At 67.2% G+C, this 17,777-nt stretch carries 16 protein-coding genes; 13 read left to right on the top strand and 3 right to left on the bottom strand.

Annotated elements, in window-relative coordinates; translation table 11 throughout:
- Positions 1-281 precede the first annotated feature (281 nt).
- From G5S35_RS05350 to G5S35_RS05340, 3 genes are all read left to right on the top strand, one after another.
- Positions 282-1,607, top strand: a complete 1,326-nt coding sequence (locus G5S35_RS05350; protein WP_065065855.1) for an O-acetylhomoserine aminocarboxypropyltransferase — start codon at positions 282-284, stop codon at positions 1,605-1,607.
- Positions 1,604-2,440 carry an alpha/beta fold hydrolase gene (locus G5S35_RS05345; protein ID WP_183038708.1) on the top strand — a complete coding sequence of 279 codons (837 nt, stop codon included), beginning with the start codon at positions 1,604-1,606 and terminating at the stop codon, positions 2,438-2,440. Before G5S35_RS05350 ends, G5S35_RS05345 begins: the two co-directional genes overlap by 4 nt.
- 206 nt (positions 2,441-2,646) lie before the next feature.
- Positions 2,647-2,970 (top strand): Mpo1-like protein, encoded by a 324-nt coding sequence (locus G5S35_RS05340; protein ID WP_065065857.1) that lies wholly within the window; start codon positions 2,647-2,649, stop codon positions 2,968-2,970.
- On the opposite strand, the gene G5S35_RS05335 is transcribed toward G5S35_RS05340, so the two are convergent.
- Positions 2,967-4,328 (bottom strand): YihY family inner membrane protein, encoded by a 1,362-nt coding sequence (locus G5S35_RS05335; RefSeq protein WP_183038707.1) that lies wholly within the window; start codon positions 4,326-4,328, stop codon positions 2,967-2,969. The genes G5S35_RS05340 and G5S35_RS05335 overlap by 4 nt on opposite strands.
- A gap of 120 nt (positions 4,329-4,448) precedes the next feature.
- Between G5S35_RS05335 and wrbA the strand changes: the two genes are divergently transcribed.
- From wrbA to G5S35_RS05315, 4 genes are all read left to right on the top strand, one after another.
- Positions 4,449-5,057 (top strand): NAD(P)H:quinone oxidoreductase, encoded by a 609-nt coding sequence (gene wrbA / locus G5S35_RS05330; RefSeq protein ID WP_065065858.1) that lies wholly within the window; start codon positions 4,449-4,451, stop codon positions 5,055-5,057.
- 239 nt (positions 5,058-5,296) lie between these two features.
- Positions 5,297-5,629, top strand: a complete 333-nt coding sequence (locus G5S35_RS05325; RefSeq protein ID WP_231957816.1) for a DUF2069 domain-containing protein — start codon at positions 5,297-5,299, stop codon at positions 5,627-5,629.
- A 299-nt stretch (positions 5,630-5,928) separates the two neighbouring features.
- A complete protein-coding gene (locus G5S35_RS05320; RefSeq protein ID WP_183038706.1) occupies positions 5,929-7,365 on the top strand; it encodes an FAD-binding oxidoreductase in 1,437 nt (478 codons plus the stop codon).
- Between the two features lie 41 nt (positions 7,366-7,406).
- On the top strand, positions 7,407-8,213 hold the full coding sequence (locus G5S35_RS05315) for a metallophosphoesterase (protein ID WP_110329539.1): 807 nt from the start codon (positions 7,407-7,409) through the stop codon (positions 8,211-8,213).
- 124 nt (positions 8,214-8,337) lie between these two features.
- On the opposite strand, the gene G5S35_RS05310 is transcribed toward G5S35_RS05315, so the two are convergent.
- Together G5S35_RS05310 and G5S35_RS05305 are read right to left on the bottom strand one after the other, a co-directional pair.
- Complete coding sequence (locus tag G5S35_RS05310) at positions 8,338-8,490, bottom strand: hypothetical protein (protein WP_167371430.1); 153 nt, start codon at positions 8,488-8,490, stop codon at positions 8,338-8,340.
- Positions 8,491-8,655: 165 nt separating this feature from the next.
- Positions 8,656-9,597, bottom strand: a complete 942-nt coding sequence (locus G5S35_RS05305; protein WP_065065862.1) for a LysR family transcriptional regulator — start codon at positions 9,595-9,597, stop codon at positions 8,656-8,658.
- Between the two features lie 156 nt (positions 9,598-9,753).
- Here G5S35_RS05305 and G5S35_RS05300 point away from each other — a divergent pair, with 156 nt between their 5' ends.
- The 6 genes from G5S35_RS05300 to G5S35_RS05275 all read left to right on the top strand — a co-directional run bounded on the left by G5S35_RS05300 (position 9,754) and on the right by G5S35_RS05275 (position 17,776).
- Entirely contained in the window at positions 9,754-11,397 is a 1,644-nt protein-coding gene (locus G5S35_RS05300) for an efflux transporter outer membrane subunit (RefSeq protein WP_110329540.1), read from the top strand.
- Between the two features lie 11 nt (positions 11,398-11,408).
- Positions 11,409-13,667, top strand: a complete 2,259-nt coding sequence (locus G5S35_RS05295; protein ID WP_176081964.1) for an FUSC family protein — start codon at positions 11,409-11,411, stop codon at positions 13,665-13,667.
- On the top strand, positions 13,654-13,857 hold the full coding sequence (locus G5S35_RS05290) for a DUF1656 domain-containing protein (protein WP_173816805.1): 204 nt from the start codon (positions 13,654-13,656) through the stop codon (positions 13,855-13,857). The genes G5S35_RS05295 and G5S35_RS05290 overlap by 14 nt, the downstream gene beginning before the upstream one ends.
- Positions 13,858-13,874: 17 nt before the next feature.
- Positions 13,875-14,738, top strand: coding sequence for an efflux RND transporter periplasmic adaptor subunit (locus tag G5S35_RS05285; protein ID WP_065065866.1), 864 nt, complete (start codon positions 13,875-13,877; stop codon positions 14,736-14,738).
- Positions 14,739-15,040: 302 nt separating this feature from the next.
- Positions 15,041-15,682, top strand: a complete 642-nt coding sequence (locus G5S35_RS05280) for a HyaD/HybD family hydrogenase maturation endopeptidase (protein WP_231957815.1) — start codon at positions 15,041-15,043, stop codon at positions 15,680-15,682.
- A 180-nt stretch (positions 15,683-15,862) separates the two neighbouring features.
- Positions 15,863-17,776: a propionate--CoA ligase gene (locus G5S35_RS05275; RefSeq protein ID WP_110329542.1), complete on the top strand. Its 1,914-nt coding sequence runs from the start codon at positions 15,863-15,865 to the stop codon at positions 17,774-17,776.
- The last annotated feature ends 1 nt before the right edge of the window (position 17,777 follow it).

Below are 17,777 nucleotides of genomic sequence, written 5' to 3'. Positions count from 1 at the left end.
CGGCGCGCCGATCGGCCCGAAACCCCTATGAATCGGCCCTGAAATGCTTTTCGCCGACGTATTTTTGCCGATGAGGCCGGGCTTTTCGCGCCTTGCCATCGTCTGTTCGCCGTATGCCGTCCGGCCAGGAGGCAGCGGCGCGCAGGGCCCGTCTGGCGGCGCTTTCAGGCGTTCTCACAGTCGCCGACGCGGGTTTCCGATGCGTCCCCGCACGCCCGGGCCGGTGATACGATGCCCTCACCTTTCACCCGTCGCCGGTTCGCGCCGGCCGTGCTGCCAGAATGTCCGATCCCCGCTTCGACACGCTCGCGCTGCATGCCGGCGCCGCCCCCGACCCCGTCACCGGCGCGCGCGCCACGCCGATTTATCAGACCACGTCGTTTTCGTTCCGCGATACCGACCACGCCGCCGCGCTCTTCAACATGGAGCGCGCGGGCCATGTGTACTCGCGCATCTCGAATCCCACGGTCGCCGTGTTCGAGGAACGCGTCGCGGCGCTCGAAGGCGGCGCCGGCGCGATTGGCACCGCCAGTGGCCAGGCGGCGCTGCATCTGGCGATCGCCACGCTGATGGGCGCGGGTGCGCATATTGTCGCGTCGGCGGCGCTCTATGGCGGCTCGCACAACCTGCTCGACTACACGCTGCGCCGCTTCGGCATCGAGACCACCTTCGTGAAACCGGGCGATCTCGACGCCTGGCGCGCGGCGTTGCGGCCCAACACGCGTCTGCTGTTTGGCGAAACGCTTGGTAATCCCGGCCTCGATGTGCTCGACATCGCCGCCGTCGCGCAGATCGCACATGACCATCGCGTGCCGCTGCTCGTCGACTCCACCTTCACCACGCCGTATCTGCTGCGCCCGTTCGATCATGGCGCGGATTTCGTCTATCACTCGGCCACCAAGTTTCTCGGCGGCCACGGCACGACCATCGGCGGCGTGCTGGTGGACGGCGGCACCTTCGACTTCGAGGCGTCGGGGCGCTTTCCCGAATTCACGGAACCCTACGCGGGCTTTCACGGCATGGTGTTCAGCGAGGAAAGCAGCGTCGCGCCCTTGTTGCTGCGCGCGCGCCGCGAAGGCTTGCGCGACTTCGGCGCCTGTCTGCATCCGCAAGCTGCGTGGCAGTTGCTGCAAGGGATCGAAACGCTGCCGCTGCGCATGGAACGGCATGTGGCCAACGCACGGCGCGTGGTCGAGTTTCTCGACTCGCACGACGCGGTGGAGACGGTCGCCTATCCGGAACTGCCGGACCATCCCGACCACGCGCTCGCCCGGCGGCTGCTGCCGCGCGGCGCGGGCGCGGTGTTCAGCTTCGACCTCGCGGGCGGCCGCGACGCGGGCAAGCGGTTCATCGAATCGCTCGCGCTGTTCTCGCACCTCGCGAATGTCGGCGACGCGCGCTCGCTCGTGATCCATCCCGCCTCCACCACGCATTTCCGCATGGACGAGGCGGCGCTTGCCGCGGCGGGCATCGGCGCGGGCACGATCCGTCTGTCGATCGGTCTGGAAGACCCCGACGATCTGATCGACGACCTCAAGCGAGCGCTCAAGATTTCGCAGAAAGCGCCGGCCAAAACCGGCGCGGCCGCGCGCAAGGAGGTGTCATGATCGTCGATGTCGCGGGCAAAGCGGCTTACGCCTACACGGGCGGGCGGGCGTTCGATCCCCAACGGCCCATCGCCGTTTTCGTGCACGGCGCGCAGCACGATCACAGCGTCTGGGCGCTGCAATCGCGCTATTTCGCGCATCACAGCTTCAGCGTGCTGGCCGTCGATCTGCCCGGCCATATGCGCAGCGCGGGTCCGGCGCTCAAGAGCATCGGCGCGCTGGCCGACTGGCTGGCCGCGCTGCTCGACGCGGTGTGCCCGGCCGACAAGCAAGATATTTTCGTCGCGGGCCACAGCATGGGTTCGCTCGTCACGCTCGAATTCGCGGCGCGTTATCCGGCCCGGGCCGCGTGCATCGCGCTGCTCGCCACGGCCTTCCCGATGGCGGTATCGCCCGCGCTGCTGGAAGCGGCCCGCGAGCGCGAGGACGAAGCCATTGCGCTCGTCAACGCGTGGTCGCATTCCACGCTCGCGGCCAAGCCGTCGAGCCCCGGCCCGGGCGCATGGCTGCGCGGCATGAACCAGCGGCTGATGGAGCGTGTGTCCGCGCACGGCGAGCCGCAGCTTTTTCACTCCGACTTCGCTGCCTGCAACGCGTACGCAAACGGCCTGACCAGCGCCGCCGAAGTGCGCTGCCCGGTGCGGCTGATCGTTGGACAGCGCGACGCCATGACGCCGCCGCGTGCCGCCCGCGCCATCGCTGACGCGTTGACTCAGGCGCGTGAAGTGGACACCGTCGCGCTCGACGCCGGACACGCGCTGATGACGGAGCAGCCCGACGCCACGCTCGACGCACTCTATCGCTTCGCCGCGCCAAGGGTCGGAAACGGCTGAGCAGCGGGCATACAAGCATGTGAAACGCTGCCGCCGGACGCGCGCCAACCCGCCACGCATCACCTGCCGTTTGTCCGGGTTGCACGGTCGTTCGATTCGCCGCAGAATGGTTTCTGGCCGCACAGCGAGGCGGCTTTCGGGCGCGCACCTTGCGCCTCGGCCCTCAAGCGCTCGCCGGTCAAGCCGGAAGCGCAACGGAGGAGACAATGAGCCACGCCACCCACACCGAGCAACACTTCGCGAATTTCGCGCAGTTCTATCCGTTTTACCTGAGCGAGCACAGCAACCTCATGTCGCGGCGCCTGCATTTCGTCGGCTCGCTGGGGGTGATCGGCTGCGTCGCCATGGCCATCGCCACCGGTAACTGGCTCTGGCTGCCCGCCGCCGTCGTGTGCGGTTACGGCTTCGCGTGGGTCGGGCATTTCGTGTTCGAGAAGAACCGCCCCGCCACGTTCCGCCATCCCATCTATAGCCTGATGGGCGATTGGGTCATGTTTTCGGATATCTGCCGCGGAAAGATTTCGCTCTAGCCGACGCGGCCAGTGCCCAATGCAAGCGGCCGTTCGCGCCGCTTGCCCGCCTCAACCCGCAGGATGCGGCAGCGCAGGGGGGAGTCGCCCGCCTCCGCCAGCCGCGCGAGTTCGCGGCGCGCGGCCAGCAAGGAAGCCAGCGAGATCGACAGCTTGTCGTTTTCCAGCGCGGCCAGCAGCGTATGCGAATCGATATCGCTCGACTTGAGCTGATACGCCAGTTCCTCGCGGTCGATCACGAAACGCCCGAAAATCCGCTCCACGGAAATGCGCGCGGGATTCGCGATCAGCACGTAATGCGGCTTCGCGCCGTCCATTTCCAGCCGGGCGATCAGTTCGTCGTCTTCGAGACCGGCTATAAGCCGTGTCACCGTCGCGAGGTCGCGGCGCAGCAGTTGCGCGAGTTGCTCGCCGGTCATGCCGGGACGGCCGGCGTCGCGCGTTTCCGCGAGGCCCGCCAGCAATTCGAGCGCGTCGAGCAGATCGCTACCCGGAAAGCGCGGACGGTTGAAGCGCCCGGTGCGGATTTCCGGCAACGCCGAGGTAATCATCGCGCCCACCAGCGTGATGAACCAGCTCAGATACATCCAGAGCAGGAACATCGGCGCCGCCGCGAACGCGCCGTACACCGCCGTATAAGTGGGAATGCGGCGCACGTAATAACCGAAGCCGCGCTTGGCCAGCTCGAACGCAATCGCCGCCGCCACGCCGCCCACCAACGCGTCGCGCCACTGCACGCGGCAATTCGGCAGATAGACATAGAGCATCGTGAACGCGAGCGCCGTCAGCGGCAGCGAGGCGCTGATCAGCAGCCAGTCGAACACCATCGAGACATGCTGCTCGGTGGCAATCGCGAGCGAGCGCGTGAACAGATACGACGAAATCGACAGACTCACGCCAATCAGGATCGGCCCGAGCGTGAGAATCGCCCAGTACACCAGCACGCGCTGCGCGAACGGGCGCGCCTTGCGCACGCGCCAGATCAGATTGAAGGCCGATTCGACCGTCATCATCGTCATGACGGAGGTCACGAATAGCACGATCATGCCCATGGTCGTGAGGCCCTTGGCCTTCGACGCGAACTGGTTCAGGTATTTGAAGATCTGACTATTGATCTGCGCCGGCATCAGGTGGTCGGCGAGAAAACCCTGAAGGGAATTCTGGAACGACGCGAAGATGGGAAACGCCGTAAACAGCGCGAACGCCACGGTGGCGAGCGGCACGAGCGAGAGCATCGTCGTGAACGTGAGGCTGCCCGCAACCTGGGGAATGCGATCCTCGCGACTACGCCGCGCCGCGAAGCGCGCGAGACGCTTCACGATATCGAGATCGATCCGGACTTTCGACAACACATCCATTGGCCTGCCCTGCTGAAACGATGCGTCTAACGAGGTGCGTCTGACGAGAAAGCATCAACCGTTGGGCCGCATCGGCGGCGAACCCAACCCCTATAATATCCCGTCCACCGACGAGGTCCGATGAAACCGATTCTTGTGCTCTACTACAGCCGCCATGGCGCCACGCGCGAACTCGCGCGCGCCATCGCCCAGGGCATCGACAGCGTGCCGGGCGCCGAGTCGCGCGTGCGCACGGTCCCGCCCGTGTCCACGGTCTGCGAAGCCACTGCGCCCGACATTCCCGACGACGGCCCGCCCTACGCGGAGCTGCGCGACCTCGAGGAATGCGCCGGCCTCGCGCTCGGCTCGCCCACGCGCTTCGGCAACATGGCCGCGCCGCTCAAGTATTTTCTCGACGGCACCACGCCGCAGTGGCTCGCGGGCGCGCTCGCGGGCAAGCCTGGCTGCGTGTTCACCTCCACCGGCAGCCTGCACGGCGGCCAGGAAAGCACGCTGCTCTCGATGATGCTGCCGCTGCTGCATCACGGCATGCTGCTGGTGGGCATTCCCTACACCGAAAGCGCGCTCGCCTCGACCGAAGGCGGCGGCACGCCTTACGGCGCCTCGCATCACGCGCGCCCGGACGGACGCAACCACGGCCTGAGCGCCGACGAAAAAGCGCTCGCGGTCGCGCTGGGCGTGCGGCTCGCACGTTCGGCGCTGGCGCTCGCTCAAGGCGAACGGCCGTGAATCGCGCGGACGAAGCGGACAAACCAGCGAACGCTGACCATGCGGCCAAGGCTGCTTCCACCGCCTCGTCCGCCACGGAGCCGCGCACTTTACCGTCATCGGGCAATTCGCGTCGCGACGATGTGCCGATGCGCGACATCGGACCGGAATCGACATCAACCTTTGCCAGCGATCTCGCAGCAATCGGCGCGCCGGGCCGCGTCGCCGGCCGACGCTTTGCCGCGCTCGGCGCCTTTGCGATGCTGGCCGCGCTCACGCTGCTCTGCCTTGCCTGGGAATGGCGGCTCGCGCCGCTGCGCCCCGGCGGCAGCGCGCTCGTGCTCAAAGCGCTGCCGCTCGCCTGCGCGCTGCCCGGCGTGCTGCGGCGACGGCTTTATACGCTGCAATGGGCGTCGATGCTGGTGCTGCTCTACTTCGCCGAAGGCATCGTGCGCGGCATGACCGATCCCGCGCCGGGCAATCTGCTCGGCTGGGTCGAGGTGGCGCTGTCGACCGGCTTCTTTGCCTGCGCGCTGGCTTACGTCGCGCCTTACAAGCGGGCAGCGCGGCGCGCGAAACGCGGGGCACAATAAGGCTGCGCGTCTGGGTACGACAGTTGGGTGCGACAACTGGGGACGACATCTGGCGCGCCGTCAACAAAGTCTCAAAGCAGCCTCGATAAGCACACTGCCCGCGCCGCGCCCGGCAGCGCGTCCGACGTGTCAAACTAGCCTTTTGGCCGTCCCGACACGCCGCGCCGACATCACGCCACGCGCAGCAAGCACCCGCCCCGAACAGCACCGATCCGCACCGAACAAGCCCAACCGACATCGAACAACAGCGCCCGCACGCCGCCACCGCCGACGCGCCCGCCCGAGACACCCGACTCACCATGACCGACACCCACGCCTCCGCCCAGCCCGCCTTCCTCGACGCCTGCGCTGCCGCCATCGGCGCGCAGCATGTGCTCACCGACGCCCACGACACCGCGCCCTACCTCGCCGACTGGCGCAAGCGCTATCAGGGCGCGGCGTTCGCGGTGCTCTGCCCGGCCAACGCCGATGAAGTCGCCGCCATCGTGAAACTCGCGCACGCCCATCGCGTCGCGATCGTGCCGCAGGGCGGCAACACGGGCCTGGCAGGCGGCGCGACGCCCGACACGAGCGGCGCGCAAGCGGTCCTGAGCCTGCGCCGCCTGAATCGCGTGCGCGAGATCGACGCGCACAACAACACCATCACCGTCGAAGCGGGCGTGATCCTCGCCGAAGTGCAGGCGCGCGCCGCCGACGCGGGTCGTCTGTTCCCGCTCTCGCTCGCCGCGGAAGGCAGCTGTACGATCGGCGGCAATCTGTCGACCAACGCAGGCGGCACCGGCGTGCTGCGCTACGGCAACACGCGCGAGCTGTGTCTCGGTCTCGAAGTGGTCACGCCGCAAGGCGAACTCTGGGACGGCCTGCGCGGACTGCGCAAGGACAACACGGGCTACGATCTGCGCGATCTGTTCATCGGCGCGGAAGGCACGCTCGGCATCATCACGGCGGCGGTCATGAAGCTGCATCCGCAACCGGCGGCGCGCGTCACCGCGCTCGCGGCGCTCGGCTCGGCCCACGCCGCGCTCGACTTTCTCTCGCTCGCGCAGCGCTACGCGGGCCCGCTGCTGACCGGCTTCGAGCTGATGTCGGACTTCTGCATGCAGCTCGTCAATCGTCACTTCCCGCAACTGCGCTATCCGTTCCAGGCGCGCCACGCGCAGGTCGTGCTGCTCGAACTCTCGGATAACGAAAGCGAGGAACACGGCCGCGCGCTGTTCGAGAAGCTGATGGAAGCGGCGCTCGAACAAGGTCTCGTCGACGACGCCGTGGTCGCCGAAAACCTCACGCAGTCGCAGGCGTTCTGGAATATCCGCGAGCACATTCCGCTCGCGCAGGCGCAGGAAGGGCTGAACGTGAAGCACGATATCGGCGTGCCGATTTCGCGCATCGGCCACTTCATCGAGGAAACCGACGCCGAAATCGCCCGCACGGTGCCCGGCGCGCGCATGGTCACGTTCGGCCATCTCGGCGACGGCAATCTGCACTACAACGTGCAGGCGCCCGAGGGCGGCGACCCGAAGCGCTTTCTTGCGGAAAACGAGAAAACGCTGAACCGCATCGTCTACGACAGCGTCGCGCGTCATCGCGGCACGATCAGCGCGGAACACGGCCTCGGCCAGTTGAAAGTCGACGAAAACGCGCACTACAAGAGCGAAGTCGAAATGGCGATGATGCGCGCGATCAAGCACGCGCTCGATCCGCTCGATCTGATGAATCCGGGCAAAGTGATTCGCTGAAGACGTCGCTGAACCCGTCGCTGAACGCGCAAGGAGCCGATGTGAAAGTTCGCGTGCTGTCCGATCTGCATCTGGAAAACGACGAGCCGGACCTGATCCCGCACGCCGACGCCGACCTCGTCGTGCTCGCGGGCGACATCCACAATCACGGGCTCGGGCTGCGCTGGGCCGCCGAGACCTTCGACGCGGACGTGCCGGTGATCTACGTGCCGGGCAATCACGAGTATTACGACGGCGAACTCGGCGCGCTCGAAGCGGCGATGCGCGACGCCGCCGCGACGCTCGACAACGTCCACTTCCTGAACAACGGCGTCTATGTCGATCCGCAGGGCCGCTATCGCGTGCTCGGCACGACGCTGTGGGCCGACTTCGCGCTGTTCGGCGCGAGCGACGCTGCGCGCGAGGCCGCCATCGCGGCGGCGCTGCGCGTGATGCTCGATTTCAAGGGTTTGATTCAGGTGTCCTGGCCGGACAGTCCGCAAGCGGGCGCGCGCGATTTCACGCCCGCGGATTCGCTCGCGCTGCATGCTCGCTCGCGCGCGTGGCTGGAGGCGGAACTGGCGAAGCCGTTTGCGGGCAAGACGATCGTGGTGACGCACCACGCGCCGCATCGGCAGAGCCTGGCGGCGCGTTATGCGACCGATCCGGTGTCGGCGGGATTCGTGAGCGATCTCGGCGCGCTGGTGGGTGCGCCCGCCGCACTCTGGGTGCACGGCCACACGCATACGTGCTTCGACTACACGGTCGGCGGCACGCGCGTGGTGTGCAATCCGCGCGGTTATCGCGACCGGCGCACGGGCCTGCCGGAGAATCCGGCCTTCGCGTGGGACAAGGTCGTGGAAATTTAAGTCAGACGAAGCGTTGCCGCTTCATGGCAGCCGGCTCGCGAACGGAGCCGGCTCGGTGAGGCAAGGAAAGCTGGCGCGCGCTAAATTGGGCTCGATCGCGCTAAATCGCGCTTGATCGCGACAATCAGCGCAGCGGCCGCGAACGATCAACCGGGCGCTGCACGCGCAGGGCGACGGGCTGGAGCTGCGCGCGGCGCATGCGCAGCAGGTCGCGCGATGCGGCGATGCCGATCAGGCCCATCATCACGGCGATGCCGATCATCAGATGCGTATCCATGGAAATCCTCGGGTTCTGGCGAATTGACGTTTCAGTCCCGCTACCTTACCAAGCCGCCCCGCGGCCGTGCGTAAGCAAGTGTTGCGAGAACCCGATCCTGTAACAGCGTGTCACGGTCCGCCCCAAAAACGGCCGGGCCGGCGCCCTGCGCGTTCAGGTATTCACTCAGGTGCGCGCGAAACGACGCAGTTCGGCCTGATCCTCGGCGAGCGTCGTCGGCAGCTTTTCGCGCAGCAGCTCGACCCATGTGCGGATCTTCGCATCGAGATACTGGCGCGACGGATACATCGCGTAGACGTTCATCTCCTGCGAGGTGTACTCGGGCAGGATCCAGACGAGTTCGCCGCTGCGCAGACCGCTGATCGCCGAATAAATCGGCAGCAGCCCCACGCCCATGCCCTCGCTCACCGCCACGGCCAGCGCCTCGGCCACGTTCACCTGGAACGTGGGCGCCGCGCCCAGATCGATCGTCTCGTTGCCGTTCGGGCCGCTGAACTGCCATTGCGACACCGGAAACACCGGCGTCACGAGTTGCAGACAGGTATGGTTGACGAGATCGGCGGGCTTTTGCGGCACGCCGCGCCGCTCCAGATAGGCGGGCGATGCGCACGCAATGCTGAACGCGCTCGTCAGCCGCTGCGAGACGAAACCCGAATCGGGCAGATCGGTCGCCAGCACGAGCGCGACGTCGTAGCCCTCGTCGAGCAGGTCCGGCATGCGCTGCGCGAGCGTCAGCTCCACCTGCACGTCCGGATACATCTGTTGATACTGCCCCACCGCCGGCACCACATAGTGCTGGCCGAAGCTCGTCATGGCATGGACCTTGAGCTTGCCCGACGGACGCGCATGCGCGTCGCCGGCCTCGGCTTCCGCCTGATCGACGTACGCCAGGATCTGCTCGCAACGTTGCAGATAACGCTCGCCAGCCTCGGTGAGCGCGATGCGGCGCGTCGTGCGGTTCAGCAGACGCGTGCGCAGATGCGCCTCCAGATCGGAGACCGCGCGCGACGCGTACGCCGTCGTCGTATTCAGGTGCTGAGCCGCGCCGGTGAAGCTGCCGGCTTCGACCACCCGCACGAATACCCGCATGTTTTGAAGCGTATCCATACCAATCCTCTATCTGACGGACGAATTGTTACACGTTTCGTAAAATCTATTATCTCACATCCCGTAAAAATGCCTTGCATCCTTACCAGTTATTCGCCAATCGAGCAAAAAATATAATGACGCACAGTGATCTATAGCCAAGTTAAGGAGTAAAACGTGCAGTCACCGGTACCGAAAGGACTCGCCGCACTCACGGTTCTTACGTTCTCGTTGATAATCGCGGGCTGCGCCAGTACCGGGGGAATCGCACCGCAAGCGAAACACGTGGAAGCGGCCGATCTGGACGCGGGCACGGCTATCCGCGCCGCCAATACCGACGCGCAATGGCCCGCCAGCGACTGGTGGCGCGCCTATAACGACCCGCAGCTCAATGCCTGGATCGAAGCCTCGATCGCGGGCAATCCGACGCTCTCGGGCGCGCAGGCACGCGTTCGCGAAGCGCGCGCGATGGCGGGCGTCGCCCAGGCCGGCCTGCTGCCGCAAATCAACGGCAGTATGTCGGTGCAGCGCCAGCACTGGTCGGACAATATCTACTACGGTCCCGGCTCGCTCGCGAACTCGAATACGTGGAACAACACGGCCTCGCTCGGCCTGTCCTATCACCTCGATCTCTGGGGTCAGGACAAGAACAACGCCGAGCGCGCGCTCGACATGGCGCACGCCACGGCCGCCGACGCGCGCGCCGCACAGCTCGAACTCGAAGCGAACGTCACGCGCGCCTACATCGAAATGTCGATGAACTACGCGCTGCTCGACATCGCGAAGCAGACGCTCGGCGAACAGCAGAAAATTCTCGCGCTCGCGCAGCGCCGCCTGAAGGGCGGTATCGGCACCCAGCTCGAAGTGAGCCAGGCCGAAACGCCGCTGCCCGAGTACGAACGCCAGATCGACGCGCTGGAAGAATCGATCGCGCTCGGCAAGAACCAGCTCGCGGCGCTCGCGGGCAAGGGTCCGGGCGCGGGCGAATCCATCACGCGTCCGGCGCTCGTGCTGTCGGCGCCGGCCGGCCTGCCCTCGGCGCTGCCGGCGGAGCTGATCGGCCATCGCCCGGATGTCGTGGCGGCGCGCTGGACCGTCGCCGCCCAGGCGCGCGGCATCGACGTGGCGAAGGCGGACTTCTATCCGAACGTGAACCTGCTGGTGTCGATGGGCGGCTATGCCGCCGCCGGCCCGCTATTCCAGTTCCTCAAGTCGATGAGCGGCAGCTACGCGGCCGGTCCCGCGTTGTCACTGCCGATTTTCGACGGCGGACGCCTGCGCGCGCAACTCGGCGCGCAGTCGGCGGAATACGACTTTGCGGTCGATCAGTACAACCAGACGATCGTCACCGCGCTCAAGGAAATCGCCGACCAGGTCGTGCGCATGCGCTCGCTGGCGACCCAGGAAGAAGACGCGCATCGCTCGGTCGCGGCCGCGCAGCGCAACTACGACCTCTCGCAGGAAGGCTATCGCCGCGGTCTGACCGACTATCTGAACGTGCTGATCGCGCAATCGCAGCTGCTGCGTGCGCAGGAAGGCGTGGCGCGCATTCAGGCCGAACGTCTGGGCGCGCACGCGACGCTCGTGACGGCGCTGGGCGGCGGCGTGGTCGACGCATCGAACGATCCTTCCGCGAAGGGCCCGACGCAGGCCGAGCAATTGCCCGCGCACGGCAAGAAGACGCGCTCGATCCCGCTGATGCCGGCCGCGCTGCTCGCGCCGAAGTCCGGCGGCGAGAATGCCGACAGCGCGGATAGCACCGCGGGCGCGGCCACGTCGGCGACCCCGGCGGCGAACCCGGCGGCAAGCCCGGCGAACTGAGGCGCACGTCCATGCAAGCCTCCTCACCCACTTCCGCGCGGGACGGCCAGAGCGTCGTGAAGGCGTTCGCCGACTGGGCGAACACCGACGGCCTCGTCTGGCTCTATCTGTTCAAGGCGATCGCCGCGGCGCTGCTCGCGCTCGGCATCGCGATGAAGCTCGACCTGCCCTCGCCGCGCACGGCCATGACGACGGTCTTCATCGTCATGCAGCCGCAAAGCGGCGCGGTGTTCGCCAAGAGCTTCTACCGGATCTGCGGCACGCTGGTCGGCCTCGTCGTGATGCTCGCGCTGATCGGCCTGTTCGCGCAGCAGCCCGAACTCTTCATCGCCAGCACGGCGCTGTGGGTCGGCATCTGCACGGCGGGCGCGGCGCGCAACCGCAACTTCCGCTCGTACGGCTTCGTGCTCGCGGGTTACACGGCCGCGCTGATCGGCATTCCGGCCTCGCAGCATCCCGACGGCGCCTTCATGTCGGCGATGACGCGCGTGGCCGAGATCTCGCTCGGCATTCTCGCCTCGGGCTTCGTGAGCGCCGTGGTGTTCCCGCGCTACACCGGCGAGCTGCTGCGCTCGACGGTGCGCCGCCGCTTCTCGTCGTTCGTCGATTACGTGTCGGCGTCGCTGGGCGGCCGCGTGGACCGTTCGCAGATCGAGGCGACCAACGCGCGCTTCGTGGCCGACATCGTCGGCTTCGAGGCGAGCCGCAGCACCGCCGTGTTCGAATCGCCCGATTCGCGCATGCGCGCCGGACGTCTCGCGCGCATGAACACCGAGTTCATGTCGGCCTCGACGCGCTTTCACGCGCTGCATCAGCTGATGAACCGTCTGCGCGACGAAGGCAAGCTCGCGACCGTCGAGGCGCTCGAACCGTATTTCCGCGAGATCGCGCCGCTGTTCGACAAGGCGGGCGAGCCCGTGCTCAAGGCCGCCGACGCGGTGCATGTGGCCGCGCAGCTCGAAGCGTATCGCGCGACGCTGCCCAAACGCGTGCGCGACACGCGCGCGCAGCTCGAAGCCGCGCAAGCCGCGGCGCGCGCCATCGGCGAGGTGCACGCGCCGTCCGATCTGCTCGACTTCGACACGGCCACCGAGCTGTTCTACCGCTTCGTGCACGAGATGAACGAGTACACGGCGACCTACGCCTCGCTCGCCGTCGACACTCACGCACGCGAAAAGTGGATCGCGCGCTACGTGCCCAAGACCAACCTCGTCGCGGCGGGCGTGCACGGCGTGCGCGCCGCGATCGTGATGGGTCTGCTGGGCGCGTTCTGGATCGCCACGGCCTGGCCGAGCGGCACGAACCTCGTGCTCAACGCCGCCGCCACCTGCGCGCTCGCCTCGGCCTCGCCGCAGCCCGCGCGCATGGCGAGCCAGATGGCGGGCGGCACGATGCTCGCGTCGCTCGTCGGCATGATCCTGACCTTCGGCGTGTTCCCGCACATCGACGGCTTTCCGATGCTGTGCGTCGCGCTCGCGCCCGCGCTCGCCTTCGGCGTGTTCCTGACGACGCGTCCGGCCTACGCGGGCTACGGCATGGGCTACTGCATCTTCCTGTGCTTCCTCGCGGGCCCGGACAACGTGGTGCAGTACAACCCGACCGGCTATATCAACGATGCGCTCGCGCTGTGTCTTTCGATGGTCGTCTCGGCCGCCGCGTTCGCGGTGCTGCTGCCGCCGTCGACGCCGTGGCTGCGCAACCGTCTGCTCGCGAATCTGCGCGGCCAGGTGGTGCATGCGTGCCGCGCGCGGCTGACCGGCCTTGCGGGTCTGCGCAACCGCTTCGAAAGCGGCACGCGCGACCTGATGTTCCAGCTCAGCGCGCTCGCGGGCAACGATCAGGCGTTCCGCCAGGAGACGCTGCGCTGGATGTTCGCGACGCTCGAAACCGGCAACGCCGCGATCGATCTGCGCGAGGATCTGGCCGCGCTGCCCGCGCATCCGCGCTTCGCGAAGGACACGGCCTGGCGCGGCCACGTCGACGCGACGCTCAAGAACCTGAGCGCGCTGTTCGACCAGCCGGGCGCGCAGCGTTACGCCGCCGCGCTCGCCGCGAACGAAGGCGCCATCGCCGCCTGCCGCGATCTGCTCGAACGCGTGCTCAACGACGAAGCGCCGCGCGAGGAACGCCATCCGGTGCAGCGCATCCTCAGCCATCTGCATTTCATCCGCACCGCGCTGATCGATCCGCAATCGCCGCTCGCGCCGTTCAGCCAGAACGGCGCGGCCCCCACTTCCGGCAATGCGCAAGGAGCCCATCATGCCTCGTGACGTTGCGTTTCTCGACGCCTACATTCCGGCGATCGTCCTGCTCTTCATCCTGGGCGCGGCGATCACCTGGGTGCTCGATTCCGTGCTGGCCCGCACCGGCCTCTACCGTCTCGTGTGGCACCCGTCCCTGTTTCGCGTGAGTCTGCTCGTAGTCGTGTGCTGCGTGCTCGGACTCGCCGTCTATCGTTGAACCGGCTACGTAGAATCATGACTATCAGAAATATCATTGGCTTTATCGCGACGGCGATCATCTTCGTCATCGCCATCCTCGTGGGCCGCGCGCTGTGGGTCCACTACATGGACGAACCCTGGACGCGCGACGGCCGCGTGCGCGCCGAAGTGGTGAACATCGCGCCCGACGTCTCAGGCGCGGTGGTCGAGCTGCCCGTGAAGGACAACCAGTTCGTGCACAAGGGCGACCTGCTGATGCAGATCGACCCGTCGCACTATCAGATCGCCGTCGAGCAGGCCGAGGCCGCCGTGGCCGCGCGCAAGGCCGAGCTGACCATGAAGCTCGACGACGCCCGCCGCCGCGCCGACATGGACAGCCTCGTGGTCTCGCAGGAAAACCGCGAAAACGCCTCGCACACCGCGAATTCGGCGCAGGCGCAGTATCAGCAGGCGATCGCCGCCCTCGACGCCGCCAAGCTCAACCTCGAACGCACGCGCGTGATCTCGCCGGTCGACGGCTACATCACCAATCTGCAGGTGTTCAAGGGCGACTACGCGATCGCGGGCCAGGCGAAGCTCGCCGTGGTCGACAGCCACTCGTTCTGGGTCTACGGCTACTTCGAGGAAACCAAGCTGCCGCACGTGAAGGTGGGCAACAAGGCCGAGATCAAACTGATGAGCGGCGGCACGCTCGAAGGTCACGTGGAAAGCATCTCGCGCGGCATCTACGACCGCGACAATCCGCAAAGCCGCGAACTGCTCGCCGACGTGAATCCGACCTTCAACTGGGTGCGCCTTGCGCAGCGCGTGCCGGTGCGCATCCACATCGACAAGGTGCCCGACGGCATGGTGCTCGCGGCCGGCACGACCTGCACGGTGGTCGTGAAGCCCGGCGCCTGAGCAAGCGCCGAACGTGCGCGCTAGCGTCGCGCGGCCAGCCGGTCCGCCGACGCCCGCGAGCACGGGACACGAAAAAGAGCGCCTTCGGGCGCTCTTTTTCGTGGTGCGCATGGACGCGCGCACCTGAAGTTCGCATAACAGTTCTTGCCAGATTCCAGGCATTGGCCGACGGCCGACCATTCGGGCTTGAAAAAATTGTCTCAGAAACAGTCCAAATCTCCGCGTCATTGACGGTCATCAAACCCAAAACCGGCTGCACCTAGGACTATTCTTATTTTTACGTCCTAGATCGGATTGCCAGCGTGGGTTTTCTCTCCGAGCACCTTCCTTTTATCTTTGCGTCCGGCCATGCGGCGCTGTCGGAAACGACGGCGCGCGCGCTCACGCCGGGGCGCATCGTCGTGCTCGGAATCGGCAATGTGCAATGGGGCGACGCGGGCTTCGGCGTGCGCGCGCTCGAACGGCTCAGATCGGCGTGGCAGTGCGCGCCACATGTCGAGTGCGTCGATGGCGGCACGCAGGGCCGCGCGCTCCTGCCGCTCGTGGAGTCGGCGCAGCGCATGATCGTGTTCAATGCCGCCGATTTTGGCCAGCCGCCCGGCACGCTGTGCGCGCGCGCGGGCGACGACGCCACGGCGCACCTGCGCACGCACGCCGTGAATCTGCACCAGATGGATTTCGCCGATGCGCTCGCCTGCGCGCAGCTCAAGGGCCGCTATCCGCGCGAACTGGTGCTGATCGGCGTGCAGCCGCAAGCGCATGCCGAATATGGCGCGGATCTCCACGACGCCGTGCGCGCCCAGCTCGATCCGGCCGTCGCGGCCGCCTGCCGCTGGCTGCGGCGCTGGCATGCGCGCCCCCAGCCGCTCGCGGCGACCGAGGCCGCCGAACATCGCACCGAACATCGCGCGGAGCGCGCCGGCTGCGCCGACGAAATCGCCTGACGCGGGCGAACGCGCGGGCCGCTTTCGCCACATCGCCGCCACATCGCCGCCACGCCCGCCGGATCCGCGCCGCGCCCACGGGTCAACCCGCGTTGCCCGCTCGCATTGCACTGCACTATGCTCGACACTCCAGGGCCAGTTCCGGCAGTCCGCGCCCCATCGCACGGGAGGAAACACCTCATGCGCCGTTACCGCGATTTTCACCGCGAGTCGATCGAACAGCCCGACGCCTTCTGGCGCCGCGAAGCCGCGCGCGTCCACTGGGAAACGCCCTTCGACGCCGTGCTAGACCGCTCGAATCCGCCCTTCGCGCGCTGGTTCACAGGCGGGCGCACGAACCTGTGCTTCAACGCCGTCGATCGCCATCTCGCCTCGCGCGCGCAGCAGAACGCGCTGGTCTACGTCTCGACGGAAACCGGCATCGAGCGGCGCTACACCTACGCCGACCTGCACGCCGAAGTGAACCGCATGGCCGCCGTGATGCGCTCGCTGGGCGTCAAGCGCGGCGACCGCGTGCTGATCTATCTGCCGATGATTCCCGAGGCCGTGTTCGCCATGCTGGCCTGCGCGCGGCTGGGCGCGATCCATTCGGTCGTGTTCGGCGGCTTCGCGGCGCCGAGTCTCGCCGCCCGCATCGACGACGCGAAGCCCATGCTGCTCGTGAGCGCCGACGCCGGCGCGCGCGGCGGCAAGGTGATCGACTACGCGCCGCTCGTCGACGAAGCGATGTCGCGCGCGGCACACGCGCCGCCGCACGTGTTGCTGATCGACCGCCAGCTCGCACCCGAACGCCTCGACGCGCCCTATCTGGTCCACTACGAGCCGTTGCGCGAGCAGTTTTACGACGCCCGCATACCGTGTGAATGGCTCGAATCGAACGAGCCCTCGTACATCCTCTACACCTCCGGCACCACGGGCAAACCGAAGGGCGTGCAGCGCGACGTGGGCGGCTACGCGGTCGCGCTCGCGGCGTCGATGGACTACATCTTCGAGGGCCGCCCGGGCGATACGATGTTCACCGCCTCGGACATCGGCTGGGTCGTAGGCCACAGCTACATCATCTACGCGCCCTTGCTCGCGGGCATGACCACGGTGATGTACGAAGGCACGCCGATCCGCCCCGACGGCGGCATCTGGTGGCGGCTCGTCGAACAGCACAAGATCAACCTGATGTTCACCGCGCCCACGGCGATCCGCGTGCTCAAGAAGCAGGACCCGGCGCTGCTGCACGCCGCCGATCTGTCGAGCCTGCGCACGCTCTTTCTCGCGGGCGAACCGCTCGACGAACCGACCGCCACCTGGATTTCGGACGCGCTCGGCAAACCGGTCGTCGACAACTACTGGCAGACCGAAACCGGCTGGCCGATGCTGGCGAACCAGGGCGGCGTGGAAGCGCTGCCGCAGAAGCTCGGTTCGCCGGGCGTGCCCTGCTATGGCTACGACCTCGTGCTGCGCGACGAGCACACCGGCGAGCCCTGCGCGAGCGGCCAAAAAGGCGTCATCACCCTCGGTTATCCGCTGCCGCCCGGCTGCATGCAGACGGTCTGGGGCGACGACGCGCGCTTCGTGAAAACGTACTGGGAAAGCGTGCCCGGCCAGCAGGTGTATTCGACCTTCGACTGGGGCATGCAGGATGAAAACGGCTACGTGACGATCCTCGGGCGCACCGACGACGTCATCAACGTGGCCGGGCATCGGCTCGGCACGCGCGAGATCGAAGAAGCGATCTCGTCGCACGCCGCGGTGGCTGAAGTAGCCGTGGTCGGCGTCAACGATGCGGTGAAGGGCCAGGCCGCGCTCGCCTTCGTGGTGTTGCGCGACGCCGCGGCGGCGGCCGACCCGAAAGCTGCGGACAAGCTCGCCACGGCCATCGCGACGACGGTGGACCGCCAGCTCGGCGCGATCGGCCGGCCCGCGCGCGTGCATTTCGTCTCGATGCTGCCGAAGACGCGCTCGGGCAAGCTGCTGCGCCGCGCGATCGCGGCGCTCGCGGAAGGCCGCGAGCCCGGCGATCTGCCGACGATCGAAGATGCGTCGGCGCTCCAGCAGATTCGCGAGGCGGTCAACGCCGCAGGCGAACGCCAAGGTCGCTGAA

It is taken from the genome of Paraburkholderia tropica (genome assembly GCF_014171495.1).
Classification (GTDB): Bacteria; Pseudomonadota; Gammaproteobacteria; order Burkholderiales; family Burkholderiaceae; genus Paraburkholderia; species Paraburkholderia tropica.
This window is presented reverse-complemented; position numbering and strand designations above follow the sequence as displayed.